24 protein-coding genes are annotated in these 24,713 nt (G+C 73.9%); 15 read left to right on the plus strand and 9 right to left on the minus strand.

What is annotated here, in order from left to right; translation table 11 throughout:
• Positions 1–18 precede the first annotated feature (18 nt).
• From O7607_RS21670 to O7607_RS21680, 3 genes are all read left to right on the plus strand, one after another.
• Positions 19–855, plus strand: coding sequence for a helix-turn-helix domain-containing protein (locus O7607_RS21670; RefSeq protein WP_269704982.1), 837 nt, complete (start codon positions 19–21; stop codon positions 853–855).
• Between the two features lie 25 nt (positions 856–880).
• On the plus strand, positions 881–1,249 hold the full coding sequence (locus O7607_RS21675; RefSeq protein ID WP_269704984.1) for a VOC family protein: 369 nt from the start codon (positions 881–883) through the stop codon (positions 1,247–1,249).
• An 85-nt stretch (positions 1,250–1,334) separates the two neighbouring features.
• Positions 1,335–2,234 (plus strand): DUF5753 domain-containing protein, encoded by a 900-nt coding sequence (locus O7607_RS21680; protein ID WP_269704986.1) that lies wholly within the window; start codon positions 1,335–1,337, stop codon positions 2,232–2,234.
• 108 nt (positions 2,235–2,342) lie between these two features.
• Here the strand turns inward: O7607_RS21680 and O7607_RS21685 are convergent, their stop codons facing one another.
• Positions 2,343–2,636 carry an antibiotic biosynthesis monooxygenase family protein gene (locus O7607_RS21685; RefSeq protein WP_269704988.1) on the minus strand — a complete coding sequence of 98 codons (294 nt, stop codon included), beginning with the start codon at positions 2,634–2,636 and terminating at the stop codon, positions 2,343–2,345.
• 381 nt (positions 2,637–3,017) lie between these two features.
• On the opposite strand from O7607_RS21685, the gene O7607_RS21690 reads away from it, so the two are divergent.
• On the plus strand, positions 3,018–4,016 hold the full coding sequence (locus O7607_RS21690) for a TerC family protein (protein WP_269707054.1): 999 nt from the start codon (positions 3,018–3,020) through the stop codon (positions 4,014–4,016).
• Between the two features lie 58 nt (positions 4,017–4,074).
• On the opposite strand, the gene O7607_RS21695 is transcribed toward O7607_RS21690, so the two are convergent.
• Positions 4,075–5,220 (minus strand): C40 family peptidase, encoded by a 1,146-nt coding sequence (locus O7607_RS21695; RefSeq protein ID WP_269704989.1) that lies wholly within the window; start codon positions 5,218–5,220, stop codon positions 4,075–4,077.
• Positions 5,221–5,277: 57 nt separating this feature from the next.
• Positions 5,278–6,375: a mandelate racemase/muconate lactonizing enzyme family protein gene (locus O7607_RS21700; RefSeq protein ID WP_269704991.1), complete on the minus strand. Its 1,098-nt coding sequence runs from the start codon at positions 6,373–6,375 to the stop codon at positions 5,278–5,280.
• 44 nt (positions 6,376–6,419) lie between these two features.
• Between O7607_RS21700 and O7607_RS21705 the strand changes: the two genes are divergently transcribed.
• Positions 6,420–7,217 (plus strand): tyrosine-protein phosphatase, encoded by a 798-nt coding sequence (locus O7607_RS21705; protein ID WP_269704992.1) that lies wholly within the window; start codon positions 6,420–6,422, stop codon positions 7,215–7,217.
• 41 nt (positions 7,218–7,258) lie between these two features.
• Here the strand turns inward: O7607_RS21705 and O7607_RS21710 are convergent, their stop codons facing one another.
• A complete protein-coding gene (locus tag O7607_RS21710; protein ID WP_269704994.1) occupies positions 7,259–8,125 on the minus strand; it encodes a serine hydrolase in 867 nt (288 codons plus the stop codon).
• Between the two features lie 61 nt (positions 8,126–8,186).
• On the opposite strand from O7607_RS21710, the gene O7607_RS21715 reads away from it, so the two are divergent.
• Entirely contained in the window at positions 8,187–8,852 is a 666-nt protein-coding gene (locus O7607_RS21715; RefSeq protein WP_269704996.1) for a class I SAM-dependent methyltransferase, read from the plus strand.
• Between the two features lie 636 nt (positions 8,853–9,488).
• Here O7607_RS21715 and typA read toward each other — a convergent pair.
• Positions 9,489–11,357, minus strand: a complete 1,869-nt coding sequence (typA, locus tag O7607_RS21720) for a translational GTPase TypA (protein WP_174535428.1) — start codon at positions 11,355–11,357, stop codon at positions 9,489–9,491.
• 131 nt (positions 11,358–11,488) lie between these two features.
• Here typA and O7607_RS21725 point away from each other — a divergent pair, with 131 nt between their 5' ends.
• Together O7607_RS21725 and O7607_RS21730 are read left to right on the plus strand one after the other, a co-directional pair.
• Positions 11,489–12,988 (plus strand): DedA family protein, encoded by a 1,500-nt coding sequence (locus tag O7607_RS21725; RefSeq protein WP_269704998.1) that lies wholly within the window; start codon positions 11,489–11,491, stop codon positions 12,986–12,988.
• Positions 12,989–13,019: 31 nt separating this feature from the next.
• On the plus strand, positions 13,020–13,889 hold the full coding sequence (locus tag O7607_RS21730; RefSeq protein WP_269705000.1) for a lytic transglycosylase domain-containing protein: 870 nt from the start codon (positions 13,020–13,022) through the stop codon (positions 13,887–13,889).
• 72 nt (positions 13,890–13,961) lie between these two features.
• Here the strand turns inward: O7607_RS21730 and O7607_RS21735 are convergent, their stop codons facing one another.
• Positions 13,962–16,088, minus strand: coding sequence for an MMPL family transporter (locus O7607_RS21735; protein ID WP_269705002.1), 2,127 nt, complete (start codon positions 16,086–16,088; stop codon positions 13,962–13,964).
• 136 nt (positions 16,089–16,224) lie between these two features.
• Here O7607_RS21735 and O7607_RS21740 point away from each other — a divergent pair, with 136 nt between their 5' ends.
• The 5 genes from O7607_RS21740 to O7607_RS21760 all read left to right on the plus strand — a co-directional run bounded on the left by O7607_RS21740 (position 16,225) and on the right by O7607_RS21760 (position 21,467).
• Entirely contained in the window at positions 16,225–16,740 is a 516-nt protein-coding gene (locus O7607_RS21740) for a MarR family winged helix-turn-helix transcriptional regulator (RefSeq protein WP_269707055.1), read from the plus strand.
• 2 nt (positions 16,741–16,742) lie between these two features.
• A complete protein-coding gene (locus O7607_RS21745) occupies positions 16,743–18,392 on the plus strand; it encodes a CocE/NonD family hydrolase (protein WP_442929497.1) in 1,650 nt (549 codons plus the stop codon).
• Positions 18,393–18,562: 170 nt separating this feature from the next.
• Positions 18,563–19,471 carry a hypothetical protein gene (locus tag O7607_RS21750; protein WP_269705003.1) on the plus strand — a complete coding sequence of 303 codons (909 nt, stop codon included), beginning with the start codon at positions 18,563–18,565 and terminating at the stop codon, positions 19,469–19,471.
• A gap of 96 nt (positions 19,472–19,567) precedes the next feature.
• A complete protein-coding gene (locus O7607_RS21755) occupies positions 19,568–20,140 on the plus strand; it encodes an ArsR/SmtB family transcription factor (protein WP_269705004.1) in 573 nt (190 codons plus the stop codon).
• 52 nt (positions 20,141–20,192) lie between these two features.
• Positions 20,193–21,467: an MFS transporter gene (locus O7607_RS21760; protein ID WP_269705005.1), complete on the plus strand. Its 1,275-nt coding sequence runs from the start codon at positions 20,193–20,195 to the stop codon at positions 21,465–21,467.
• Positions 21,468–21,516: 49 nt separating this feature from the next.
• Here the strand turns inward: O7607_RS21760 and O7607_RS21765 are convergent, their stop codons facing one another.
• Positions 21,517–21,720 carry a cold-shock protein gene (locus tag O7607_RS21765; protein ID WP_013287480.1) on the minus strand — a complete coding sequence of 68 codons (204 nt, stop codon included), beginning with the start codon at positions 21,718–21,720 and terminating at the stop codon, positions 21,517–21,519.
• Between the two features lie 180 nt (positions 21,721–21,900).
• Here O7607_RS21765 and O7607_RS21770 point away from each other — a divergent pair, with 180 nt between their 5' ends.
• Both O7607_RS21770 and O7607_RS21775 read left to right on the plus strand, forming a co-directional pair.
• Positions 21,901–22,575 (plus strand): class I SAM-dependent methyltransferase, encoded by a 675-nt coding sequence (locus tag O7607_RS21770; RefSeq protein ID WP_269705006.1) that lies wholly within the window; start codon positions 21,901–21,903, stop codon positions 22,573–22,575.
• Between the two features lie 88 nt (positions 22,576–22,663).
• Positions 22,664–23,272, plus strand: a complete 609-nt coding sequence (locus O7607_RS21775) for a DedA family protein (RefSeq protein WP_269705007.1) — start codon at positions 22,664–22,666, stop codon at positions 23,270–23,272.
• Positions 23,273–23,317: 45 nt separating this feature from the next.
• Here the strand turns inward: O7607_RS21775 and O7607_RS21780 are convergent, their stop codons facing one another.
• Positions 23,318–23,971 (minus strand): MBL fold metallo-hydrolase, encoded by a 654-nt coding sequence (locus O7607_RS21780; RefSeq protein WP_269705008.1) that lies wholly within the window; start codon positions 23,969–23,971, stop codon positions 23,318–23,320.
• An 8-nt stretch (positions 23,972–23,979) separates the two neighbouring features.
• Positions 23,980–24,696 (minus strand): maleylpyruvate isomerase family mycothiol-dependent enzyme, encoded by a 717-nt coding sequence (locus O7607_RS21785; protein WP_269705010.1) that lies wholly within the window; start codon positions 24,694–24,696, stop codon positions 23,980–23,982.
• Positions 24,697–24,713: the final 17 nt, after the last annotated feature.

Here is a 24,713-nt window from a genome sequence, read left to right on the forward strand (position 1 = left end):
GACGGCCGGGGTGGCGCGATGCTGACCGAGGCCGTCATCGCACGCCCCGACCCGCGGCTGCGTCAGTGGGTGGACCGCTACCTCGGATACCGCGAGGACGCGCCCGTCCCGCTGGTGCGCCGGGAGGTGGCGGGCGCGTTCGTGGTGCTGATCCTCGGCTGGGGCGACCCCATGGAGGTGACCGACCCACGCGCCCCCGGCCGGGGCGGGTGCGCCGGAAACGCCTTCCTGGCCGGTCCGTTCGACGGCTGGTGCGCCACCCGGACGGCCGGGACGGGCACCGGGGTGCAGGTGCTGCTGACCGCACCGGCGGCCCGCCGCCTGCTCGGGCTGCCGCTGGCCGAGCTGGCCAACCAGGCGGTGCCGCTCGACGCGGTGGCGGGCTGGCTGGCCCGGCTGCGCGACGAACTGGCCGGTGCGCCGGGCTGGCCGGAACGCTTCGCCCGGCTCGACGCCGCAGTGGCCGCACGGCTGGCGGCCACTGCGCCGGTGGACCCGCACCTGCTGGCCGCCTGGCGGCGCCTGGGCGGCAGCGGCGCGGCGGTCGGCGTGGCCGCGCTCGCCGGGGAACTGGGCTGGTCCCGCCGCCATCTGTCGGTCCGGTTCCGGCGGGAGTTCGGCCTGCCGCCCAAGACGGTCGCCCGGCTGCTGCGCTTCGAGCGGGCGTACGCGAGCCTGGGCCGGACGCTCCTCACCGCGGACGCCGCCGTGCCGGACGACGCCGGGTGGGCGGAGCGGGCCGCCCGGTGGGGCTACTACGACCAGTCGCACCTGATCCGGGAGTTCCGCGAGTTCGCCGGCGCCACCCCGGCAGCGCTGACCGCGCCCGGATCGCATTCGTCCAATCCGGCCTGACCGGCCCGGCGGCAGACTGGCTGTCATGCGAAGCATCTATCCGGTCCTGCGGTACCCCGACGTGCGAGCCGCCGCCGGTTTCCTCTGTTCCGCGTTCGGCTTCACCGTGCGCGAGGCCCACGAACTCCCGGACGGCACGATCGGCCACGCCGAGCTGGCGTACGGCGACGACCTGGTGATGCTCGGCCCGGGGCCGGCGCCCCGGTCCCGGCCCGCCGACGACGACTACCGCGTCTACGTGGCGATCGACGACGTCGACGCGCACCACGAGCGTGCCCGGGCAGCCGGCGCGGAGATCGTCCGGGCGCCGTTCGACACCGACTACGGCTCCCGTGACTACGCCGCCCGCGACCTCGCCGGGCTGGTCTGGTCGTTCGGTACCTACCGGCCCTGAGCGCGCCACCCGCCCGGTTGCGCTGTGTGGGCGAGGTATTGCCGAGCGTGACGGTGATGCGTACGCTCCCTCCCGGGAGGCGTGCATGCCGTTGTCAGCAAGTCCTGTGGTCCGGAGGGCGCGGCTCGGTGTGGAGCTGCGCCGGCTGCGTCGTCGCGAGTCGCTCACGTTGGAACAGGTCTGCGCCCGGCTCGGCTGGGCGTCCACGTCGAAGCTGTCCCGCATCGAGCTGGGGCAGAGCCGGCCCGACCTGGCCGACGTGCTCGACCTGCTCGACGTGTACGAGGTGCCGCCGCCGCAGCGCGACGAGCTGATCGTCATCGCCCGCGACGCCGCCACCGGCCGGGGCTGGTCGAAGGCGCTCGGCGAGATGGGGGAACGCCAGCGGGCGTACGCCGAGCTGGAGGCGGGCGCGGAGCGCATCGTGGAATACCAGTGCGTACTCGTGCCCGGCCTGCTCCAGACCCCGGCGTACGCCCGGTTGCGCGTGTCGGCCGGTGCGGCGCTGACGGGGGAGGTGAACGTGGACGCCGACGTACGCGCCCGGGTGGCGCGTCAGGAGCTGCTGATCCGGCCGGACCCGCCGCACTACACCGCACTTGTCGACGAGCGCGTCTGCGACCCGGACGGCCTGCCGGGGGACGTGTGGCGCGACCAGATGCGGCATCTGCTCGCCCTCGCCGAGCGGCCGCGCGTCAGCGTCCGGGTGCTGCCGTCAGCGGTGTCGAGCGGTGACGGACCGCACCCGCTGGCGCCGTTCTCCTACTACGCCTATCCCGACCCCGAGGACCCGCGCACCGTCCTGGTGGAGACACTCACCACCGACCTGCGGCTGGTCGCCGAGGCGGATGTGACCCACTACGAGCGGATCATCGAGCGGCTGCTGGCGGCGGCGCTGCCGCCGGACGCGTCCGCCGAACTGGTGGCCCGGCGGCTCGGCGCGGCGCCGGTGCCCCGGCCGCGCGGTCCGCACGAGTCGGAGTGAGGCACGGAGGCCGCCGTCGGTCGGGCGCGGCCACCGGGCCCGGCGCCCCCGACGCCCGACGGGACCGGTGGCCGCGCAGCGCGCAGGCTACGACGGGGGTACGACAGTTCAGGCCGGAACGTCGATGAAGTGCTCGACCAGCGGCGGGCCGGCGAAGTGCGGGCCGATCAGCCCGCGCCACTGCGCGAAGCGCTCGGTCTGGCGGAAGTTCACGTCGTGTGCCTCGACCGAGTCCCACTCGACGAGCAGCACGAAGCGGCTGGGCGACTCCACGCCCCGGGTCATCCGCACGGAGCGGCAGCCTTCGGCCCCGGCGAGGATCGGCCGCGCCTGTGCGTAGGCGGCGGTGAACTCGTCCTCGTGTCCGGGCGTCACATCGATGAGCGCAACCTCAAGAACCATGCTGGCAGCCTGCCATGCCGACCCACCGCCGGTACGTCCCGGGGCAGGCGCTCGACCCGATAGAGCTAGCCTCCTAGGACGCACTGCGGGACGTGAGCCGCGGCACGTCGGGAGATCAACCGAGAGCCCGGAGATGCGCCTCCTGGGTGTGATGGTGAACAATGGCGCCCGAGGAGGGGAGTATTCCCCCGCGACGGAGTCGTCAGCACGGAAGAGCGCCGGCACCCCCGGTGGCTCGACCCGGCTCCGCCGGTCGGAACCCGGCACCCGGTTTCCGGCGGAAGAGACCTCCGACAGTCACCCCTGTCAGCGTCGACGCACCCCGGCACCCTGTCCGGCGTACGGTGTGCACCGACGCAGCGTGTCTGCCGGAGGATGGATTTGAACGTGTCCGCATGGGTGTGGGCGGTAACGCTGATCGCGATGACCGCGATCCTGCTCGCCGACCTGTTCATCATCGGCCGGCGGCCGCACGAGCCGAGCGTCCGCGAGTCCAGCCTGTGGGTGGGCTTCTACGTCGGCCTGGCGCTGATCTTCGGCGTGGTGCTCTGGCTGACCGCCGGTGGCCGCGTCGCAGGCGAGTTCTACACCGGCTGGCTCACCGAGTACAGCCTCTCGGTGGACAACCTCTTCGTCTTTGTGATCATCATGGCCCGGTTCGGGGTGCCCCGGCAGTACCAGCAGAAGGTGCTGCTCGTCGGCATCATCCTGGCGCTGGTCATGCGGGGTGGCTTCATCGCGGCCGGCGCGGCGCTGATCTCCCAGTTCTCCTGGGTGTTCTACATCTTCGGCGCGTTCCTCATCTACACCGCGGTGAACCTGGCCCGGCAGGGCGAGCCGGACGAGGACGAGTTCAGCGAGAACCTGCTGATCCGGTGGAGCCGCAAGGCGCTGCCGCTGTCCCGGGACTACGACGGCGCGCGGATGACCACCCACGAGCACGGGCGGCGCCTGTTCACCCCGATGCTGGTCGTGATGATCGCGATCGGCACCACCGACCTGATCTTCGCGCTGGACTCCATCCCGGCGATCTTCGGCATCACCCAGGAGCCGTACCTGGTCTTCACCGCCAACGTGTTCGCGCTGATGGGCCTGCGGCAGCTCTACTTCCTGCTCGGCGGCCTGCTGGACCGGCTCATCTACCTCAGCTACGGCCTCGCCGTGGTGCTCGGCTTCATCGGCGTGAAGCTGGTGCTGGAGGCGCTGGCCGAGAACAACCTGCCGTTCATCAACGGCGGCGAGCACGTGGGCTGGGCCCCGCACATCCCGATCTGGCTCTCGCTCACCGTCATCCTCGGCACCCTGGCCGTGGCGACGGCGGCGAGCCTGGCGAAGTCCTCGCGGGACCGGCGCCGGGAACTGGCCCAGGCCCGCCGCTGACCCACCCGTACCGTCGTGGCGCCTCCGTGCCGGGGGCGCCCCGACGCGTGTCAGGGGGTCAGACGCGGTGAGCGCCGACGAGGGTGGCGGTCCGGTCGGCCGGCAGCTCCTCCTCGACCACGCGGCGGGTCAGGTAGCAGGCGTGCAGCATCCGGCGCCGGCCGCCGCGCGGCTCGGCCGACACGATCCCGACGTGGTGGATGCGCCGGCCGGGCCGGGCGAAGAAGTAGAGGTCGCCGGGGCGTTCGGCGTCCAACGGCACCCGCGAGGTCGCCGCCGCCTGGTCGTCGGCGTCGCGGGGGAGCGTGATCCCGTACCGCCGCCAGGCCAGGTGCACCAGCCCGGAGCAGTCGATGCCGTCGGTGGACATGCCGCCCCAGACGTAGACCAGGTCGCGCAGCCGCTCGGCGACCGCGAGCACCTTCTCGGCCTCCGGGCGTTCGGCGGGCAGCGGCACCAGGTCGCTCTCCGGGGCCCAGAGCGGGTCGGCCCGTCCGGGTACGCGCACCGGTCGCGTGCCGTCCACCGGCGGCCCGGCCGGGGTGAGGCGGGTGCCGAGGACCACGCCGGTGAGGGCCGCGTCGCCGTCCGGCTCGGTGCGCAACGCGGTGTGCGCGACGTCGACGGTCAGCGGACCGTCGGCCGCCGTCCCGGAAGCGGTCGGCGCGGAGGCGGTCGGCCCGGAGGCGGCCCGCCCGGAAGCAGCCGGCCCGGGGACAGCCGGCCCGGAAGCGGCCGGTCCGAAGGCTGCCCGATCGCTTCCGGTCGCACCGGCACCGGAGTGACCGGCACCGGCCGGAGCGATGCCGGCCGGAGTGGTGCCGGCCGGAGTGGTGCCGGCCGACGTGGTGCCGGCGGGGACGATGCGAGCCGGATCGGCGTCGGAGGTGTCGGCCAGGTGGGCGGCTCGCAGCCAGCCCGGGTAGCCGTCGGCACCCAGCTTCGCCGCCGGCTGGCCCAGGGCCACCACGCGCACCCAGCCGTCGGGCCGGGTCTCGGTGACACGCACCGGCTCGCCGAGCAGCAGCTGGGTCAGGACGCAGTCACCGACGAGCTGGTCGCGGTCCATGCCGGCGACCCAGGCGGCGACGTTGGGGGAGCCGGCGAGGGCGGGGCAGTCGACCGGGCGTACCGCCTCGGGCGCGGTCCAGAGGGTCGCCACCGGTACCCGTACGACGGCCCGGCGGCCGGGCTGAGGCGCCACGCGTACCCCTCTCTGCGGTGGTCGTCGGGGCGACCATATGAAAGATTCTGACGTTGCTCAAGCAGTTGTCTGAATTTTAGCTTCACTCAGCCCGGTGACGCCCAGGCCCGGCGCGTCCGGCAGCAGCACGCTCGCGTCCTCGTACCGGATGCCGCCGGCGACCGGCGACCAGGCCAGCCACCAGGCGGCGTCGAGGTCCGACACGGCAGTGGTGCCGCAGGCGGCGACCAGGCTGGCCGCGGCGCCGACGCCCACCGGTCCCTCCATCATCGAGCCGACGATGGTGCCCATGCCGTGCGCGGCGGCCAGGTCCAGCAGCGTGCGGGCCGGCTGCAGGCCGCCGCACTTGGCCAGCTTCACGTTGACCATGTCGGCGGCCCGCCGCCGGATCACCTCGACCAGGTCGCGTACGTCGAAGACGGACTCGTCGGCCAGGATCGGCACGTCCACCCGGTCACTGACCCAGGCCAGCCCGTCCAGGTCGCGACGGTGCACCGGCTGCTCGACCAGCTCCACGTCGAGCCCCGCGTCCTCGATCGCGCGGATCACCCGGACCGCCTCCCGGGGCGTCCAGCCCTGGTTGGCGTCCAGCCGGATCCGCACGTTCGGGCCGACCGCGGCCCGCACCGCGCGGACCCGGTCCAGGTCGCCGCGGGCGTCGGTGCCGACCTTGAGCTTGAGCACGGTGAACCCCTCGGCGCCGCGTCGCGCCGCCGTCGCGGCCAGGTCGACCGCGTCGCCGGCGGCCAGCGTGACGTCCGTCGGCACGCGCAGCGCCGTGCCACCGAGCAGACGCACCAGGGGTACGCCGAGCCGCCGCGCGGCCAGGTCGTGCAGCGCCACGTCGACCGCCGCCTTCGCCGACTCGTTGCCCATGACGGCCCGGCGCACCAGCGCGCCGGCCGCCTGGAGGTCGTCGGCGTCGCGGCCGATCAGCAGGGGCGCGAGCAGTTCGCGTACGCACGCCTCGGCGCCCGCCACCGACGCGCCGGTCACCTGCCAGACCTGCGGCGCCTCCCCGAAGCCGGACCGGCCGTCGCCGTCGATCACCTCCACGAGCAGGGTGTCCACGGTGGTGGTACGGCGCAGCGCGGTGACGAACGGGGTGTGTAAGGGGGCCGAGAGCCGGTGGGTGCGTACCGCGGCGATCGTCATGTGGGGCACCCTATAGCCAACTGGCGGCGAGCAGGGGAGGGCCGATGGCCGGACGGGACTGGGAGCTGGTGGGCGCGCCGAACGCGCGCGACCTGGGTGGATTGCCGACGACCGATGGGCGGCGGGTACGCGCGGGGCGGCTCATCCGCACGCCCGCGCTGGGCCGCCTCACCGACGAGGACCTGCCGGTGCTGGGCAAGCTCGGCCCGGCGTGCGTGGTGGACCTGCGCGACGTCCACGAGCAGGCGGTGGCCCCGCCGGACCGGCTGGTGGGCGAGCCCCGCACCGTGCACCTGCCGGTCTACGACGCGGCACACCCGGTGTTCACGTACGTCTCGGCGGTGCTGCAGGGCCACGACCTGAACGCGTACGCGGCGCTGGCCCGCGAGGGCATGCCGGGGGCGATGACGGCGATCTACCGCTGGTTCGTCACCGGTGAGTCGGCGCGGGCCGGGTTCGGCGCGGCGGTGCGGCTCGCCGCCGAGGGCGCGAACCTGCCGCTGCTGTTCCACTGCTCGGCCGGCAAGGACCGCACCGGCTGGCTGTCGGTGGTGCTGCTGACCGCGCTGGGGGTGGAGGAGGAGGCGATCCGCGCCGACTACCTGGTGCACAACGAGCTGACCGAGAGCCTGCGCGAGGTGCTGCTGTCGGCGATGATCGAGCGTCGGCCGGACCTGGATCCGGCGGTGGCCCGGCCGTTGCTGGAGGTGCGCCCGGAATACCTGGACGCCGCCTACGACGAGGTGCGCCGCGCGCACGGCTCGTTCGACGCGTACCTGCGCGACGGTCTGGGGGTAACCGACGCGGACCGCGCGGCGCTGCGCGAGCGGCTGCTGGAGTAGCCGGCCGCGGCCGTGCGCGGGCGGCTGCTGGAGTAGCCGGGTCAGCCGGCCAGGTCGTGCCGCGCAGCCCAGACCCGCTCGGAGACGTGCGCGATCAGCCGGCAGGCGTCGTCGGAGACCTCGTCGCCGTCCGCGCCGCCGTCGGCCAGGTCGGTGGTGGTGCAGACGACGATCGTGTACGGCGGCGCGTCGTCCGGGAACACCACGCCCGCGCCGTGGCGCACGCCTCGCACCCAGCCGTTCTTGTGCGCGATGCGGGTGCCGTCTGGCAGCCCGGCGGCCAGGTCCTCGCGGTGTTCCTGGGCGACGAGCACGTCGAGCATGGCGGCGCAGCCGGACGGCGAGGCGAGCGGGCCGGGCCGGGTCGCGCCGAGCGCCAGCTCACCGAGCAGGGCGGCCAGGTCGGCGGCGGTGACCAGGTTGTCGACGCCGGAGTCGCGGGCGGCGAAGTCCTCGATGCCGCGGCCGGTGACGCTGTGCCGGGCACCGGCGAGCGCCCACGCCTGCGCCACGGCGGGCAGCCCCACCTTGCTGATGCAGATGTTCGTGGCCAGGTTGCTGGACCGGATGATCATCCGCTCGGCGAGCCAGCGCAGCGGCGCCTCACCGCCGACGCGGTCCCAGACCGCCTCGTCGTTGTCGTAGTTCCGGGCGTTGGCGAACCGGGGTGCACCGGGCAGCGCGGAGTCGAACGAGTTGCGCACCGGCACCGGCGCGTCCAGGTCGAGCCGGCCGGCCTCGGCGGCCCGGAACAGCGCCACCAGCACCGCCAGCTTCATGGTGCTCGCCGCGTAGTGGGTGGCGTCGGCCCGCCGCGTCCACGTGGGTCGCGCGCCGGGCCGGCCCACGTACGCGGAGACGGTGCCGGGCACCTTGTCCAGGTGCGCGTCGAGCTCCTCCCAGGTCATGGGGGCACCGTAGCCGATCTGCGGGGCAGCGGCGGGCCCGGTGCGGGGCTAACGTGCGGAGATGACGACCCCGTTGTACGACGACATCGCCGACTGGTACGAGGAGTACGCCAGCGAGACCTCGTCGGTCTACATGGACCGGGTCCGGTCGGTGCTGGCCGACCTGCTCGGTGACGGCCCGGGTCGCTGCCTGGACCTGTGCTGCGGCACCGGGGCGCACGCGGCCGAACTGCACCGTCTCGGGTGGACACCGGTGGGGGTGGACCTGTCCGGCGGGCAGCTGCGCCACGCCCGCGCCCGGCTGCCGGTGGCCCGGGCCGACGCGACAGCGTTGCCGCTGGCCACCGGCGCCGTACCGGCGGTGGTCTGCGTGCTCGCGCACACCGACATGCCGGACTACCCGGCGGCCGTCGCCGAGGCGGCGCGGGTGCTGGCACCCGGCGGGCGGCTGGTGCACGTCGGCGTGCACCCGTGTTTCGTGGGTGCGTTCGCCGACCGGTCCGAGCCGGAGCGGATCGTGATCGACGGCGGGTACGCCTCGCGGGAGCGCACGGTCCGCTCGTGGAACTCGGTAGGCGTCCGGGCCCGGGTGGGCGCCTGGCACCTGCCCCTGGCCGGTTTGCTGAACGCCGTGACGGCCGCCGGCCTGCGGCTGACCCGGGTGGTCGAGTCCGGCTCCGGTCCTGTCCCCGACGTGCTGGCCCTGGAGGCCACGAAGCCCCACTGACCCCGCCGCCGTGACTTCGTCCCGCGCCCGTTCCCGCGGCACCGGCCCATGTTGCGTCTCGCGTCCGTGGCGCGGTGCGGGAACCGTGACGCCGTCCCGCGTCCGGTCGCGCGGTGGCCGGCCCGTGGCGCGTCTCGCCGTCTCGCATCCGTCGCGCAGCCGTGCACCCGTCGCGTCGTCTCGCGCGCCCGTCACCGCGCTCATCCGTCGGCGGAGAGGTTCCGCTGCCGCCCTGCCCTCGCAGTAGCCCGGCGACCCACTTCCGCCCCTTCACCTCGCTCCTGCCTTGCCCCCAACCAGCCGCCCTCGTCGCCGTCCGATCCCAAGCAACGGGATCCGCGTCCGCAGAACGAGACACGCGGAAGATCTTGGAAGGAATGCGCCCCTATGGGGGCCATTTCGTACCAAGATCTCCCGCTCACCCCGTCGATCATGAGGTTGGCGGCGGACTTGATCTCCAGAACTGCCGCCAACTTCATGATCGACCGGCGACCGGCGACCGGCGACCGGCGACCGGCGACCGGCGACCGGCGACCGGCGACCGGGGAGCGGGGAGCGGGGGGCGGTGGAAAGGGGGAGCCCGGTCCGCCGAGGGGCGGGCCGGGCTCCGGGTGGGGCTCGTGAGCGGGCGGTGCGTCAGCCGGCGTGCTTGCGGCGGGCGGCCATCCGGCCGCGCTGGGTCTGGTCCAGCACCACCTTGCGGATGCGCACCGCGGCCGGGGTGACCTCGACGCACTCGTCCTCGCGGCAGAACTCGAGCGCCTGCTCCAGCGACAGCTTGCGCGGCGGGATCAGCTTCTCGGTCTCGTCGGCGGTCGACGAGCGCATGTTGGTGAGCTTCTTCTCCTTGGTGATGTTGACGTCCATGTCGTCGGAGCGGGAGTTCTCACCGACGATCATGCCCTCGTACACCTCGGTGCCCGGCTCGACGAAGAGCTGGCCACGCTCCTGGAGGTTGGTCATCGCGAACGCGGTGACCGACCCGGACCGGTCGGCGACCAGCGACCCGTTGTTGCGGGTGCGCAGCTCGCCGAACCACGGCTCGTACGACTCGAAGACGTGGTGCAGGATGCCGGTGCCGCGGGTCTCGGTGAGGAACTCGGTCCGGAAGCCGATCAGGCCGCGCGCCGGGACCAGCCACTCCATCCGGATCCAGCCGGTGCCGTGGTTGACCAGCTGCTCCATCCGGCCCTTGCGGGTGGCCAGGAGCTGGGTGATCGCGCCCAGGTACTCCTCCGGGGCGTCGATGGTCAGCCGCTCGACCGGCTCGCAGGTCTTGCCGTCGATCTCCCGGGTGACGACCTGCGGCTTGCCGACGGTCAGCTCGAAGGACTCGCGGCGCATCTGCTCGACCAGGATCGCCAGGGCCAGCTCGCCACGGCCCTGCACCTCCCAGGCGTCCGGCCGCTCGGTGGGCAGCACCCGCAGCGACACGTTGCCGACCAGTTCCTTGTCGAGCCGGTCCTTGACCATCCGGGCGGTGACCTTGGCGCCCTTGACCCGGCCGACGAGCGGCGAGGTGTTGGTGCCGATGGTCATCGAGATGGCCGGCTCGTCCACGGTGATCAGCGGCAGCGGCACCGGGTTCTCGGCGTCGGCGAGCGTCTCACCGATCATGATCTCCGGGATGCCGGCGACGGCGATGATGTCGCCCGGCCCGGCGGACTCGGCCGGCTTGCGCTCCAGGCCCTCGGTCATCAGCAGCTCGGAGATGCGTACCCGCTGGGTGCTGCCGTCGGTGCGGCACCAGGCCACGGTCTGGCCCTTGCTGATCGTGCCCTGGCGGACCCGGCACAGCGCGAGCCGGCCCAGGAACGGGGAGGCGTCGAGGTTGGTGACGTGCGCCTGCAGCGGCGCGCCCTCGTCGTAGGCGGGCGCGGGGATGGTGTCCAGCAGCGTGCGGAACAGCGGCTCCAGGTTGCTGCTGTCGTCCGGGACGGCGCCGTCGGCGGGTTGGGTCAGCGAGGCGATGCCGTCGCGGGCGCAGGCGTAGACGATCGGGAAGTCGATCTGCTCCTCGTCGGCGTCCAGGTCGAGGAACAGCTCGTACGTGTCGTCCACGACCTCCTTGATCCGGGCGTCCGGACGGTCCACCTTGTTGATCACCAGAATGATCGGCAGCCGCGCGCGCAGCGCCTTACGGAGCACGAACCGGGTCTGCGGCAGGGGGCCCTCGCTGGCGTCGACCAGCAGCACCACACCGTCGACCATGGTCAGGCCGCGTTCGACCTCGCCGCCGAAGTCGGCGTGACCGGGGGTGTCGATGATGTTGATGGTGACCGGTTCCGAGCCGTCCGCCGGCAGGTACCGCACGCCGGTGTTCTTGGCGAGGATGGTGATGCCCTTCTCGCGCTCGAGGTCCATCGAGTCCATGACCCGCTCGGTGTTCTCACCGCGGGCGCCGTAGGCGCCGGCCTGCCGCAACATGGCGTCGACCAGGGTCGTCTTGCCGTGGTCGACGTGGGCGATGATGGCGACGTTGCGGAGGTCGGTGCGTAGCTGCATACCCTCCATACTCCTGTCTACGGTTGCCGGGGCACGCCTCGGGGTCACCCCGAGACAACCCGGATCTGCGTCGAAAGTGCTGTGCCGACCGTTCCAGCGACTGGCATGCTGACACCCGTGCGGGGTGTCCGATGCCTGACCTGCTGAGCTGGCTGCAGGAGCTGCCGCCCCTGCTGATCTACCTGGCCGCCGCGGCGATCGTCGCGGCGGAGACCGCGGTGATCGTCGGGCTGCTGATGCCCGGCGAGGCGACCCTGCTTCTGGTCGGCTTCCTAGCGTACGCGGGCACGCTGCGCCTCGCGCCCGTGCTGGTGGCCATGACCGCCGCCGCCGTGATCGGAGACACACTCGCGTGGCGGGCCGGCCGCCGGTACGGCCCCCGGCTGCGCGCCTCGGGAGTCGGCGCCCGGATCGGCGCGCACCGGTGGCGGCGGGCCGACTCGCTGCTGGAGCGCCTCGGTGGCCGGGGCGTGCTCGCGGCCCGCTGGATCGCGTTCGCCCGCACGCTGGCGCCCCGGCTGGCCGGGTCGGCGGGGATGCCGTACCGGCGGTTCGCGCCGTGGAACCTGGCCGGGGTGGCGAGCTGGGTCGGCGCCTCGGTGCTGGCCGGATACCTGGCCGGTGAGTCGTACGAGCGGGTGTCGAAGCTGCTCGGCCGGGCCACCGGTGCGGTGCTGGCCCTGCTGCTGTGCCTGCTCGCCGTGGTGCTCGCCGGCCGCTGGCTGGGGCGCAACCCGGACCCGGTACGCGCACTGGCGGCGCGGGCCGCCGCGTTGCCGCCGCTGCGCTGGGTGCGGGCCCGGTACGGCGTGCTGTTCTTCCTGGTCGCCATGCGGGTCGGCCCGGCCTGGACGCTGCTGATCAACCTGGCGCTGGGGCTGGCGCTGCTGTTCGTCGCCGGGCTGGCCGTGGCGGTCCTGCTGGAGGCGGTCGTCGCGCACAGCGGGCTCGGGGTCCTCGACGGGCTGGTCGCCGACTGGTTCGCCGCCCGGCGTACCCCCGGGGTGGTCGACACGGCGCTGCTGGCGGTGTCGGTGCTGCGCGGCTGGGTGCTGATCGCCGCGGTCGCCCTGGTCGCCGCGGTGGTGGCGCGGCGGGCTCGGGCGTGGCGGGCGGACCCGCTCGGAGTGCTGGGCACTGCCGGCGCCGCCGTACCGCTGGTGTTGCTCGTCGTCGTCGCGGACCTGACCGGTCCGGGCGGCCCGGACCGCCCCGGTGACCTGTTCCCGACACAGAACGCGGTGGTGACCGCGAGCTTCGGCACGCTGGCCTGGCTGCTGTCGCGGGGTGCCCGCTGGCCGGTGGGCGCGGCGGTGTGGACGGCCGCGTCGGCGGGGGTGGTCACGGTCACCGGCGCGCGGCTCTATCTGGGCTTCAGCACGGCGAGCGGCACCGTCACGGCGGTTCTGCTGGGCCTGGCCTGGACGACCGTCTTCGTGGTGGCGTGGGCGACCCGGAACCGCCTGGCCGAGCGGGACGAGCGTCCGGCGGGCGTGGACCGGGAGGAGCGGACCGCGTACGCGGAGCCGGACGACGGTCCGGCCGACGCGGTGGCGGGGGAGCCGCCGCCCCGGCCCCGGGGCCGCCGGTCCGCGTTTCGGGTACCCCGCGGACCTGTCGATCCTTGCTAGGGTGCGCCGACGAGGACTACGGGGAGGTCCGATGCGGCGAGGACTCGGCCGGTGGGCCGTGACAGTGGTGGCGTTGCTCGCGGCAGGCACGCTGACGGCGTGCGGCGACGAGGAACGGCCGGTGCGAGAGGTCGCTGTGGAACTGCCCACGGCGGCGTCGGCGGACCAGCCGCAGGAGGCGCCCGCCGACGCGCCGAGCGAGGAGCCACCGGCGGTTGCGGCGATGGGTGGACGGCCCAGCCCGAGCGCGTCGGCGAAACCGAAGCCGCGGGCGAAGCCGTCCCGCACGTCGACGGCGCCGCTGGCCCGGCCGAAGCCGCCGACCGAGACCCAGGTGCCACCGGCGCCACCGAAGCCGGCCGACGACGGCTGCAAGCCGAGCTACCGGGGCACCAAGGCCAGCCAGAGCCAGGTGAAGGCGGCGCTCGCCGACGCCGCGGCGCGTACCTACTGGCCGACCTCGGCGCCGGACATCCGCATCCCGTCGGCGCTGCTGAAGGCCACCGCCTGGCAGGAGAGCGGGTGGCAGTCCAACATCATCGCCTGTGACGGCGGGGTCGGGCTGATGCAGGTCATGCCGGCCACGGCGGACTGGATGAACCAGCGGTTCGGCCAGTCGTACGACATCGACGCCTACCGGGACAACGCCTACCTGGGCGGCACCTACCTGGCCTGGCTGACCAAGTACATCGGCGACATGTACTTCGAGTCCGACTACCGGCTCGACGCCTCACTGTGCACCAGCGAGCTGAACTCCTGCCTGCTCAACGCCGTGATCGCGGCCTACAACTACGGGCACGGCGCGGTGGCGCGGGAGGATCAGCCGCTGACCATCCCCAACCCGCAGTACGTGCGCAACGTGCGGGCGCTGATGACCGAGTGCGAGTGCCTGAGCTTCTGAGCGAACCGACGAACGGGCGGACGGACGAACGGGCGGGGGCCGGCGCGTACGCGCCGGCCCCCGCCCGTCTGGTCAGTCCCGCGCGGCGACCGGCTCGGCCGGCGTCGCGGCGGGCGCGTCGGCGTCCCGCTTGATCCGTCCGGGCCACCAGAACCGGTCGCCGAGCAGGAACGCCAGCGCCGGCACCAGCACCGTACGCACCAGCAGCGTGTCCAGCAGCACACCGATGCAGACGATGATGCCGATCTGGGTCAGCGTGATCAGCGGCAGCACGCCGAGCACCGCGAACACCGCGGCCAGCAGGATGCCGGCGCTGGTGATCACGCCGCCGGTGACCCGCAGCGCCGACAGCATCCCGTCGCGGGTGCCGGTGCGCCGGGCGTCCTCCCGGGCCCGGGTGACCAGGAAGATGTTGTAGTCGACGCCGAGCGCCACCAGGAAGACGAACGCGAGCAGCAGCACCCCGCTGTCCAGCGCCGGGAAGTCCAGCACGTGGTCGAAGAGCAGCCAGGCCGCGCCGAGGCTGGCGAAGAACGAGGCGATCACTGTGAGCACCAGCAGCAGCGGCGCCAGGAGCCCGCGCAGCAGCAGCACCAGCACCGCGCCGACCAGCAGCAGGATGAGCGGCAGGATCAGCTTGAGGTCCTTGGTGTTGGCCTCGGCCGAGTCGTACGTCGCGGCGACCGAACCACCGACCAGGGCGCCGTCGGGGGCGTCCGCGCCGTCCACGGCGGGCGGGGCGGAGTCCGGTACGGCGGCCACGGCGTCGCGCAGCGCCACCACGGCCCGGTCGGAGGCGGCGCTGCCCGGCTCGGCGGTGAGCACCACGTCGATCTGGGCGACCCGGTCCCCGGCGGCGCCGGGGCGGGCCGAGGCGACCCCGTCGACGCCGCTCGCCGCGGCCAGGACCGCCTGCGCGGCCTGCGGGGTGGTGAGCACCGCGACCGGCTGGGTGCTGCCGGCCGGGAACGCCCGGGCGAGCGTCTCGGCTCCGGCGACGGCCTCGGGCTTCTCGCTGAACTGCTCGGTCTCGGACAGCCCGGTGCGGATGCCGAGGCCGCCGAGGGCGAGGCCGGCGAGCAGCAGGACGGCGAGCGCGGCGACCGGCAGCGGCCGGCGGACCACCAGCTCGCCGAGGCGGCCCCAGATCCGGCCCTCGCGGGCGGCGCTGCCGACGCGGGGGATGAACGGCCAGAACAGACCCCGGCCGAACAGCAGCAGGGCGGCAGGGAGCACGAACAGCGCGGAGAGCATGGCGAGGATCACACCGGTGGCGCAGGCGATGGCGAGCGCCCGGTTGGTCTCCTGCTCGGACAGCAGCAGCGTGAGCACACCGAGGACGACGGTGCTGCCGCTGGCCAGGATCGGCTCGGCGGTACGGCGCAGCGCGCGCCGCATGGCGGCGAACCGGTCCTCCTCGCGGCGCAGTTCCTCCCGATAGCGGGCGATGAGCAGCAGCGCGTAGTTGGTGGCGGCGCCGAACACCAGCACGCTGGCGATGCCCGTGACCTGCCCGCTGGGCAGGTAGATGCCGAAGGCGGGGACGAGGGACTCCACCACGCGCAGCGTGATCTGCTCGGTGGCGCCCACGACCAGCAGCGGTACGAGCCACAGGAACGGGCTGCGGTAGGTGACCAGCAGCAGCACCGCCACCACGGCGGCGGTGACCAGCAGCAGCGTGGTGTCCGCGCCCTGGAACACCTTGCCCAGGTCGGCGGTGAACGCGGGCCCGCCGGTGACCTCGACGGTCAGCTCACCGGGCAGGTCACCGACCGCCTCGCGGAGCTTCTCCACCTCGTCGACCACCGCCGACGGGCCGCCCTCGGTGGACAGCGGCACCGCGACCAGCGCCACCGTGCCGTCCGGGGAGACCTGGGCGGGGGAGACCCGTCCGCCCGCGGCGAGCGAGCTCAACTCGCCGCCGAGGCCGTCGAGGACGCCTCGGTCGGCTCCGCTCAGCGGGGCCTGGTCGGCGCGGCTGACCACCACCAGGGCGGTCTGGGCGTCCTTGGAGGGCAACTGGTCCTGCAGTCGCTCGACCTGCGTCGACTGCCATTCCACGGACAGGCCGGTGCCGGAGACGGGCTCGGGATTGTCCGGCTTCGGTAGCCCGAAGGCGACCACGCCGACGACGAGCGCGGCGGCCAGGGTGAGCCAGGCGGCCAGCCGGCCCCGGACGACGCGGGTGAACAGAGACATCTGATGCCCTCACATGTTGGTCGCGGGGGATTCTCTTTGAACGAGTATCTTGATGAGCGAGATTATCCGGGGTGGTTCTATGCTGCAACCGGAACTGTTCGACAGGGGGTGGCGGCAAGCGGTGGCGGCGCACAGGATGTATCGGCGACGCGACGACCCGCGCGGGCGCATGGTCGCCGACATCACAAACGACCTGCGCCGTTACTCGGTCGACGCCCAGCACATCGGGCACGCGTTCGCCGGGCTGCACGGCCTGAACGCCACCGACCTGTACGCGCTGATCGCGGTCATGGAGGCCGAGCTGGTGGGCGACCCGATCACCCCCGGCCGGCTCGGTGAGGCGCTCAACCTCTCCTCCGGCTCGGTGACGGCGCTGGTCGACCGGCTGGAGCGCGGCGGGCACATCCGGCGCGACCGGGACACCGCCGACCGTCGCAAGATCCTCCTGCACTACGCCGACCGCGGCGCGACGCTGGCGCAGAGCTTCTTCGGGCCGCTGGGCCGCCGTACCGACGAGGTGATGGACCGCTTCAGCGACGACGAGCTGGCCGTGGTGCACCGGTTCATGGCCGAGATGGTGCACTCCATGCGCACCCACCGGGACGAGATCCGCGCCGCGCCCCGCCGTGGCGCCGCCTCCGGAGACGCCTGATCGTGCGGCTGGTCACCCGGGCCGCCGCCGCGGTGCTGCGACTGCCCGCCGCCCGGACCGGGCGGGTCGCGGTCACCCGGGACATCCCGGTCCGGGTACGCGACGGCGTGACGCTGCGCACCGACCACTACGCGCCCGGCCCGGCCGCCGCGCCGTGCGTGCTGATCCGCACCCCGTACGGGCGGGGCGGGCCGATCCGGCTGCTCGGCCGCCTGATCGCCGAGCGGGGCTTCCACGTGGTGATCCAGTCGTGCCGCGGCACGTTCGGCTCGGGCGGCGAGTTCGCGCCGCTGGTGCACGAGCGCGACGACGGCCTGGACACGCTGGACTGGCTGCGCCGCCAGCGGTGGTGGACCGGCGCCTTCGGCATGTTCGGCGCCAGCTACCAGGGCTTCGTGCAGTGGGCGCTCGCCGCCGAGGCGGGCGACGAGCTGCGCGCGATGGTCGCCGTGGTGACCGCGTCGGCCACCCGGGACTCCACGTACGCGGGGGAGTCGTTCGCGCTGGACACGGTGCTCACCTGGGCCGAGCTGCTCGAGGCGCAGACGGTGCCCTGGCTGGCCCGGCAGTGGGAACTCAAGCGCGGCCAGCCCCGGCTCGCCCGGGCGCTGGCGCACCTGCCGCTGGCCGAGGCCGACCGGGTCGCCACCGGCGTCACCGTGCCGTTCTTCCAGGAGTGGCTGCGGCACCACACCCCCGACGCCGACTACTGGCGTACCCGGGTCTTCGGTGACCGGATCACCGAGGTCCGCGCGCCGGTGGCCATGGTCAGCGGCTGGCAGGACATCTTCCTGCCGGCCCAGCTCGACGACCATGCCCGCCTGCGGGCCGCCGGGGCGCATACCCGCCTGGTCGTCGGGCCGTGGACGCACGGCAGCCCCGGGCTGCTCCTGGCCTCGCTGCGGGAAGGGCTGGACTGGCTCGACACCCACCTGGCCGGACGGCCCGGCCCGGAACGCGCGCCGGTGCGGGTGCACGTCGGCGGCGCCGGCGGCGGCTGGCGCGACCTGCCGGACTGGCCGCCACCGGCCACGCCCACCCGGTGGCACCTGCGATCCGGCGGCGGACTGGCCGCGCAACCGCAGGAGCACGGCGCGCCGGACCGGATCTGGTACGACCCGGCCGACCCCACCCCGTCGCTCGGTGGCCCGCTGCTGGTGGCTCAGCGGGCCGGCGCGGTGGACAACCGGCCGGTCGAGGCCCGCCCGGACGTGCTGACGTACACCAGCGAGCGGTTGCGGGAGCCGGTCGAGGTGGCCGGGCCGGTACGCGCCGAGATCCACCTGCGCAGCGAACTGTCGTACCTGGACGTGTTCGTGCGTCTGTGCGACGTGGACCGGCGCGGGCGCTCCTGGAACGTCTGCGACGGCCTGGTCCGCGTCGAGCCCGGGCGGTTCCCGCGCGATCCGTCCGGAGTGGTCACCGTGCCGGTGACGCTCTGGCCGACGGCGTACCGCTTCGCGCCGGGCCACCGCCTGCGGGTGCAGGTCTCCGGTGGCGCCCACCCGCGTTACGCGCGCAACCCCGGCACCGGCGAGCCACTCGGCACGGCTGTGACCCTCCGTGCTGGCTGGCGGGAGATCCTCCACGATCGCGAGCATCCCTCGGCACTGGTGCTGCCGCTCGTGCCGGCACCGTCCACAGCGGGCTGATAGTTCAAAAAACCGTCCCTGAGCTGGGCACTTCTGCCTAACCGTGGTTAAGCTCGGAGCAAGTGCCCGGTGCCGTGCAGTTATCCGGCGGGGCGCGTCCGCGGATCGCACGTCATCACGCGGTGTGATTGTCGTGCCCTCGCCGGTCATCGATCGGAAGGGGACCTGCCATGACGTCGGCCCCGGCGAACCTGCTGGCCGTCCGCAACCTGTTACTCACCTACCTCAACGTCGACAAGAAGGCCGTACGCGCCGACGACCTGGAGCCGGCGGAGGTCGGCATCGTCGGCGACGTCAACCACCGCGGCGGCTACCACTGCGGCTCCGACCGGGTCGTCACGAACGACTACTCCGTGGTGGAGTCCAACCGGGACCGGTCCGGGCTCACGCTGTACGCGTCGGCGCTGGACGTCGGCACGTTCTCCGTCCGCTCCGGCGGCGGCACGCACAACCTGCGGACGTTCTCCACCTGGATGGTGGCGCAGTGCGTGGCGAACGCGGCCGACACCCGGGACATCAGGGAGATCATCTACTCCCCGGACGGGCGGACCGTACGCCGCTGGGACCGGCTGGGGCGGCGTACCGGCGGGGACAGCAGCCACCTGTTCCACACCCACTTCAGCTTCTTCCGCGACTCCACGAAGGCGGGGCGGGACCAGACCCCGCTGTTCCGCCGCTACCTGACCGCGATCGGGATGATCGCCATCGCGAAACCGGAGGACGACATGGAACAGACCGACAAGCTCATCCGGGACACCGGCTCGAAGAACCGCACAGTGGGCGATGCCCTGGCCGACCTGCAGAACCTGCGCAACTGGCTGATCTCGCCGGTCAACACCACGGGACTCGTGAACCCGCCGATGGCGAACTCGCCGTTGCAGCAGATGCTGGCGATGCTGCGCGCCTGGCCGGCGCTGGTGGCGCAGGTGAACGAGCTGTCCGGCAAGGACTTCACCGACGAGGAACAGATCGTCTCCGGGGTGCTGGCCGGGCTGCCGCCGGAGAAGATCGCCGAGGCCATCCCGCCGCAGATCGCCAGGGACGTGGCCGACGAACTGTCCCGGCGGCTGACCGCCTGACCGCCCGGCGCCGCGACCACGGGTCGCGGCGCCGTGGTCCGGCCAATTCCGCAACAGCTGTTGCGCAACATCTCTTGCGAATGCCAGACTCGCCGCATGGAACCCACCGTCCGGCAGGTCACCGACTCGCGGGTGCTCGCCGCGCTCGCCCACCCCCTGCGCCGCCGGCTCATGGACGTGCTCAAGGTGTACGGCCCGTGCACCGTCGGCATGCTCGCCGAACGCACCGACCAGGCGCCCGCGAACGTGAGCCACCATCTCAAGGTGCTGGCCGCCGCCGACCTGCTGGTCGAGGCGCCCGAGCTGGCCCGCGACCGCCGGGAACGCTGGTGGCGGCTGCGCGACCGCGGGGTGCGCTGGTCCAACAGCGACTTCGACGACGACCCGACGGCCCGGGTCGTGGCCGACGCTGCCAGCTCGCTCAACCTGGAACGGCACGCCGAACTGGTCCGCGCCTGGCACTCGGCACCCGACGACGCGCACGCCGCGTGGGGGGAGGGGCCGTTCAGCACCGACAAGTGGCTGCACCTGACCCCCGACGAGCTGGCCGAACTCAGCCGCGAGGTGATCGCGCTGTTCGCCCGGTGGGCCGACCGGCCGATCCCCGACGACGGGCAGCGCCGCGAGCCGGTCTTCGTGTTCGCCCACGGCGTCCCGGGCCGGCCGTGACCGCCCACACCGTTGCGGCGACGGCAGCGCGCGCCTTACCGGGGTGCCCGTCGTGACCGCCCCCGCGTCTACGGCCGGGCCGGTCGCCCCGCCGCGCGGCGGGCTGTTCCGGCACCGCGACTTCCGGCTGCTCTGGACCGGCCACACGGTGAGCGCAGTGGGCAGCAACATGACCACTGTGGCGCTGCCCCTGGTCGCGGTCGCGGTGCTCGACGCCACCACGTTCCAGGTGGCGGTGCTCACCGCCGCGGCGTGGCTGCCCTGGCTGCTCGCCGGCCTGCCGGTCGGGGCGTGGGTCGACCGGGTTCGCCGCCGGCCCGTGATGATCGCCGCCGACCTCGCCGCCGCGGCGCTGTTCGCCAGCGTGCCGCTGGCCGCCCTGGCCGGGCTGCTCACCGTCGGGCATCTGCTGATGGTGACGCTCGGCGCCGGTCTGGCCCGGGTCTTCTTCGAAACCGCCGACCAGGTCTACCTGCCCACGCTGCTGCGTCCGGAGCAGGTGCCCGAGGCCAACGCCCGGCTGCACGCCACCCAGACCGCGAGCTACCTCGTCGGGCCCGGACTGGCCGGTCTCGTCGCCCAGCTCGTCGGCGCGGTGACCGCGGTGGCGCTGGACGCGCTGACCTTCCTGCTGTCCGCGCTCTGCCTGCGCCGGATCAGCGCGGTCGAGGCCCGCCCGCACCGTCCGGACGGGACGACGTCGCTGCGCCGCGAGGTCGCCGCCGGATTGCGGTTCGTCGTCCGCGACCCGTACCTGCGGGTGCTGACGGTCTTCGGGGCGGCGAGCAACATCGGGCTCATCGGCTACCAGGCGGTGCTCGTGGTGTTCCTGGTCCGCTCGGCCGAGCTGCCCGCCGGGCTGGTCGGCCTCCTGATCGGACTCGCCAGCCTCGGCGGTGTGATCGGCGCCGCGCTCGCCGCGCGCCTGGCCCGCCGGCTCGGCAGTGCCCGTACGCTGCTCGTCGCCGGCGCCCTCACCGGGCCGCCCGCACTGCTCATCCCGCTGGCCGGGCCCGGCGCGCGGACGGCGTGGCTGGTGCTCGGCGGCGTGCTGGTGAGCCTCGGCGTCGCGATCGGCAACGTGGTGAAGGGCAGCTTCCGGCAGACGTACACGCCACATCGGCTGCTCGGCCGCGTCACGGTGAGCATGCACCTGCTCAACTACGGCACGATCCCGCTGGCCGCGCTGCTCGCCGGCGCGCTGGGCGCGGCGTGGGGTCCGGGCGGCGCGATCCGGGTGATGACCGCCTGGCTGGCGCTGACCCCGCTGATCCTGCTGGCCGGGCCACTACGGAAACGGCGCGACCTGCCGGCCGCGCCGTCCTGATGATGCACTGCGGCGGCGGTCGGACTCCGACCGCCGCCACCGGCACGCGTTACATCGGACGAACGTTGTCCGCCTGCGGGCCCTTCTGCCCCTGGGTCACCTCGAACTCGACCTTCTGGCCCTCGTTCAGCTCGCGGTAGCCACTGCTCTGGATGGCCGAGTAGTGGACGAACACGTCCGGGCCTCCGCCGTCCTGCTCGATGAAGCCGAAGCCCTTTTCCGAGTTGAACCACTTGACCGTGCCGGTTGCCATGCGTCTCTCCCTGTTCCAATGCGGGCGAACACCGGCTCCGCGGCCGGTGATCGCCCTGTACCACCCCGACAGTAACCGTCCGCGCCGGAATTCGCTGCCGGAAGCGCGCGGCGCGCCCGTGAATACGTGCGCGACGGGAAAAGACCCCGCCGTCGCGCGGCGCACGGCATGCTTGCCCCGATGAGCAGGCAGACGGCTCTGGCCGACCTGGAGCAGGAGATCGCGGCGCCCGGCGCGGGCCCGGACCGCCTGCGCCTGGTCGGTACGCCGTTCGTGCCGGAGGTGCGCCTGCACCTGGCCGAGGACGCCATCCTGTGGTGGGCCCGGATGGAGGCCGCCGCCGGGCGGTCGCTGCCGCCGCCGTACTGGGCGTCGGTCTGGGCCGGTGGGCAGGCGCTCGCCCGGCACCTGCTGGACCATCCCGAGCTGGCCGCCGGGCGGCGGGTGCTCGACCTGGGCGCCGGATCGGGGCTGGTGGCCATCGCCGCCGCGCTCGCCGGGGCCGACCAGGTGGTCGCCAACGACATCGACCCGTACGCGGTGGCGGCGGTCACCCTGAACGCCCGGGCCAACCGGGTCCGGGTGGCCGCCGACGGCGCCGACCTGCTCGACGGGGTGGCGGGCGCCGACCTGCTGGTGGCCGGGGACGCGCTCTACGACGCGGGCCTGGCCGCCCGGGTCCTGCCCTACCTGCGGCGCTGCGCCGACCACGGCGTCGAGGTGCTGGTCGGTGACCCGGACCGGGGCCACCTGCCACCGGACGGGCTGGAACTGGTGGCGAGCTATCCGGTGCCGACCACGGAACCCTCCGTCGACTCGCCGGTGCGCCGGGTGCAGGTGCTCCGGCCCCGCTGACCCTAGGGGTCTCCCGGGCGCGTGTCGGGGACCACTGGGGGATCATGCCCGATGTGCCGGGGTGCCGGCGCGGCATAGCGTGCAGCTCATGAACGAACTCATGGCCGCCGCCGGTGAGCTGCCCACCACCCTGCTGATGGGGCTGCTGGGCGTGGTGATGCTCGCCGACGCCGTACCCCTGATCGGGGTGCTGGTGCCCGGCGACGCCGCGGTCCTGGCCGCGGTCGGCGCGGGTCGCCCGGCCGGAGGCGCGCTCACCGTCGCGGCGGTGGTCGCCGGCTGCCTGGCCGGCTGGTCACTGAGCTTCTTCGCCGGCCGGCGCTGGGGCGGGCAGCTGCGCGACAGCCGGGTGGGCGGCTGGATCGGCGAGTCCCGCTGGGTCGCCGCCGAGACGCTGCTGCACCGCGGCGGCGGGCGGATCGTGCTGGTGGCGCCGTTCCTGCCGGTGTTCAACGCGTTGCTGCCGCTCGCGGCGGGCGGGCTGCGGATGTCGTACCGGCGGTTCCTGGCCTGCGCGGCGGCCGGGGCCACCGCGTGGGCCGCGCTCTACGTGGCGCTGGGGCTCGCCGCGCGGGCGCTGACCGGCCTGCTGCCCGGGGCGTTCGATCCGACGGTGCTGACCATGGCGGTGGGGCTGTTGCTGGCCGGACCGGTGCTGCTCGCCACCCGGCGCCGGCTGCGGGCGGTCACCGGCTGACCGCGCCCGGCCCGGCCGTCACGGGGGAGGCCGGACCGGGCGTGCTCACCAGCCGCGGGCGCGCCACTGCGGCAGCGCGGGCCGCTCGGCGCCGATGGTGCTGTCCTTGCCGTGGCCCGGGTAGAACCAGGTGTCGTCCGGCAACTGGTCGAAGAGCTTGGCCTCGACGTCGTCGATGAGCCGGCCGAAGCGCTCCGGGTCCTGGTCGGTGTTGCCGACTCCACCCGGGAAGAGCGAGTCGCCGGTGAACAGGTGCGGGGTACCGGCCGGGTCGCGGTAGAGCAGCGCGATCGAACCCGGCGTGTGCCCGCGCAGGTGGATGACCTCCAGCGCGCAGTCGCCGACCGGCACCGTGTCGCCGTCGGCGAGCCGCTCGGCGGAGATGGGCAGCCCCGCGGCGTCGTCGGCGTGCACCAGCGCGCGCGCCCCGGTCTTGGCCACCACCTCCTCCAGCGCGACCCAGTGGTCCATGTGCTGGTGCGTGGTCACCACGGCGGCCAGCCCGCCGTCGCCGACCAGCTCCAGCAGGCGCGGCGCCTCGTTCGCGGCGTCGATCAGCACCTGCTCGCCGGTGGCGTGGCAGCGCAGCAGATAGGCGTTGTTGTCCATCGGGCCGACCGACAGCTTGGTGACGGTGAGCCGGTCGAGCTCGCGCACGGCCGGCGGACCGCCGGGCGTGACGTGTCCGGTGTAGGTCATGACGATGTTCAGATCCATTCCGGTGGGTTCGGCAGGGGGCCGTCGGGTTCGACGGTGAGCAGTTCGCCCGCGCCCCGGCCGGTCAGCCAGGCGGCGAGTTCCGGCGCGGGGCCGGTGACCGTGGGCGCCCCCTCGGGGTCACCCACGACGAGTTCGGACGCCGCGCCGTCGAAACGCAGCACCATGGCCGGGGCGGCCGGGTTGCCGGCCAGCCCGGTCACCACCTCGTGCAGCAGCCGCTGGGCGAACGCCTCCGGCCAGTCCGCGGGCCGGTAACCGGCCGCCAGGTCGACGTGGTGCACCTCGACCTCGCGCAGCCGGCCCCAGACCAGCATCGCCGCCGGCCACGGGCCGCGCCGGGTCTGCACCGTGGCGCCCCAGGCGTCCACCGGCATCGCCGCGACCGCCGCGTCGAAGCGCTGGCCGCTGCGGCGTACGTCGTCCAGCAGGTCGGCGGGACCGCGGTCGGCGCCGGCCTCGATGTCGTCGGCGCGGGCCTGCGCCGAGGCGTACATCGGGATCTCCTCGCCGGTGCGCGCCGAGGTGAGGAGGTTGACGAACCCGTCGGCGTTGCGGGCCAGGTGGGTGAGCACATGCGCGCGGGACCAGCCCGGCAGCAGGGAGGGCGCCGCGACGTCCGCCGCGGTCAGGCCGGACACGGTACGCACCAGCCGGTCGTTCGCCTCGGCCAGCGCGCCGGTCAGCAGCAGGGGGTCGGCGGTCATCTCGTACTCACGCGTCC

This window comes from Micromonospora sp. WMMA1949, from assembly GCF_027460145.1.
Taxonomy (GTDB): Bacteria; Actinomycetota; Actinomycetes; order Mycobacteriales; family Micromonosporaceae; genus Micromonospora.

Excerpts from the sequence above, each read along its gene's own strand:
- O7607_RS21700 (WP_269704991.1), bottom strand. The coding sequence starts at position 6,375 with ATGACGATCGCCGCGGTACGCACCCACCGGCTCTCGGCCCCCTTACAC.
- O7607_RS21705 (WP_269704992.1), top strand. The coding sequence starts at position 6,420 with ATGGCCGGACGGGACTGGGAGCTGGTGGGCGCGCCGAACGCGCGCGAC.
- O7607_RS21725 (WP_269704998.1), top strand. The coding sequence starts at position 11,489 with ATGCCTGACCTGCTGAGCTGGCTGCAGGAGCTGCCGCCCCTGCTGATC.
- O7607_RS21750 (WP_269705003.1), top strand. The coding sequence starts at position 18,563 with ATGACGTCGGCCCCGGCGAACCTGCTGGCCGTCCGCAACCTGTTACTC.
- O7607_RS21680 (WP_269704986.1), top strand. The coding sequence starts at position 1,335 with ATGCCGTTGTCAGCAAGTCCTGTGGTCCGGAGGGCGCGGCTCGGTGTG.
- O7607_RS21670 (WP_269704982.1), top strand. The coding sequence starts at position 19 with ATGCTGACCGAGGCCGTCATCGCACGCCCCGACCCGCGGCTGCGTCAG.
- O7607_RS21785 (WP_269705010.1), bottom strand. The coding sequence starts at position 24,696 with ATGACCGCCGACCCCCTGCTGCTGACCGGCGCGCTGGCCGAGGCGAAC.
- O7607_RS21735 (WP_269705002.1), bottom strand. The coding sequence starts at position 16,088 with ATGTCTCTGTTCACCCGCGTCGTCCGGGGCCGGCTGGCCGCCTGGCTC.
- O7607_RS21740 (WP_269707055.1), top strand. The coding sequence starts at position 16,225 with ATGTATCGGCGACGCGACGACCCGCGCGGGCGCATGGTCGCCGACATC.
- O7607_RS21765 (WP_013287480.1), bottom strand. The coding sequence starts at position 21,720 with ATGGCAACCGGCACGGTCAAGTGGTTCAACTCGGAAAAGGGCTTCGGC.
- O7607_RS21715 (WP_269704996.1), top strand. The coding sequence starts at position 8,187 with ATGACGACCCCGTTGTACGACGACATCGCCGACTGGTACGAGGAGTAC.
- O7607_RS21710 (WP_269704994.1), bottom strand. The coding sequence starts at position 8,125 with ATGACCTGGGAGGAGCTCGACGCGCACCTGGACAAGGTGCCCGGCACC.
- O7607_RS21775 (WP_269705007.1), top strand. The coding sequence starts at position 22,664 with ATGAACGAACTCATGGCCGCCGCCGGTGAGCTGCCCACCACCCTGCTG.
- O7607_RS21770 (WP_269705006.1), top strand. The coding sequence starts at position 21,901 with ATGAGCAGGCAGACGGCTCTGGCCGACCTGGAGCAGGAGATCGCGGCG.
- O7607_RS21780 (WP_269705008.1), bottom strand. The coding sequence starts at position 23,971 with ATGACCTACACCGGACACGTCACGCCCGGCGGTCCGCCGGCCGTGCGC.
- O7607_RS21675 (WP_269704984.1), top strand. The coding sequence starts at position 881 with ATGCGAAGCATCTATCCGGTCCTGCGGTACCCCGACGTGCGAGCCGCC.
- typA (WP_174535428.1), bottom strand. The coding sequence starts at position 11,357 with ATGCAGCTACGCACCGACCTCCGCAACGTCGCCATCATCGCCCACGTC.
- O7607_RS21730 (WP_269705000.1), top strand. The coding sequence starts at position 13,020 with ATGCGGCGAGGACTCGGCCGGTGGGCCGTGACAGTGGTGGCGTTGCTC.
- O7607_RS21685 (WP_269704988.1), bottom strand. The coding sequence starts at position 2,636 with ATGGTTCTTGAGGTTGCGCTCATCGATGTGACGCCCGGACACGAGGAC.
- O7607_RS21755 (WP_269705004.1), top strand. The coding sequence starts at position 19,568 with ATGGAACCCACCGTCCGGCAGGTCACCGACTCGCGGGTGCTCGCCGCG.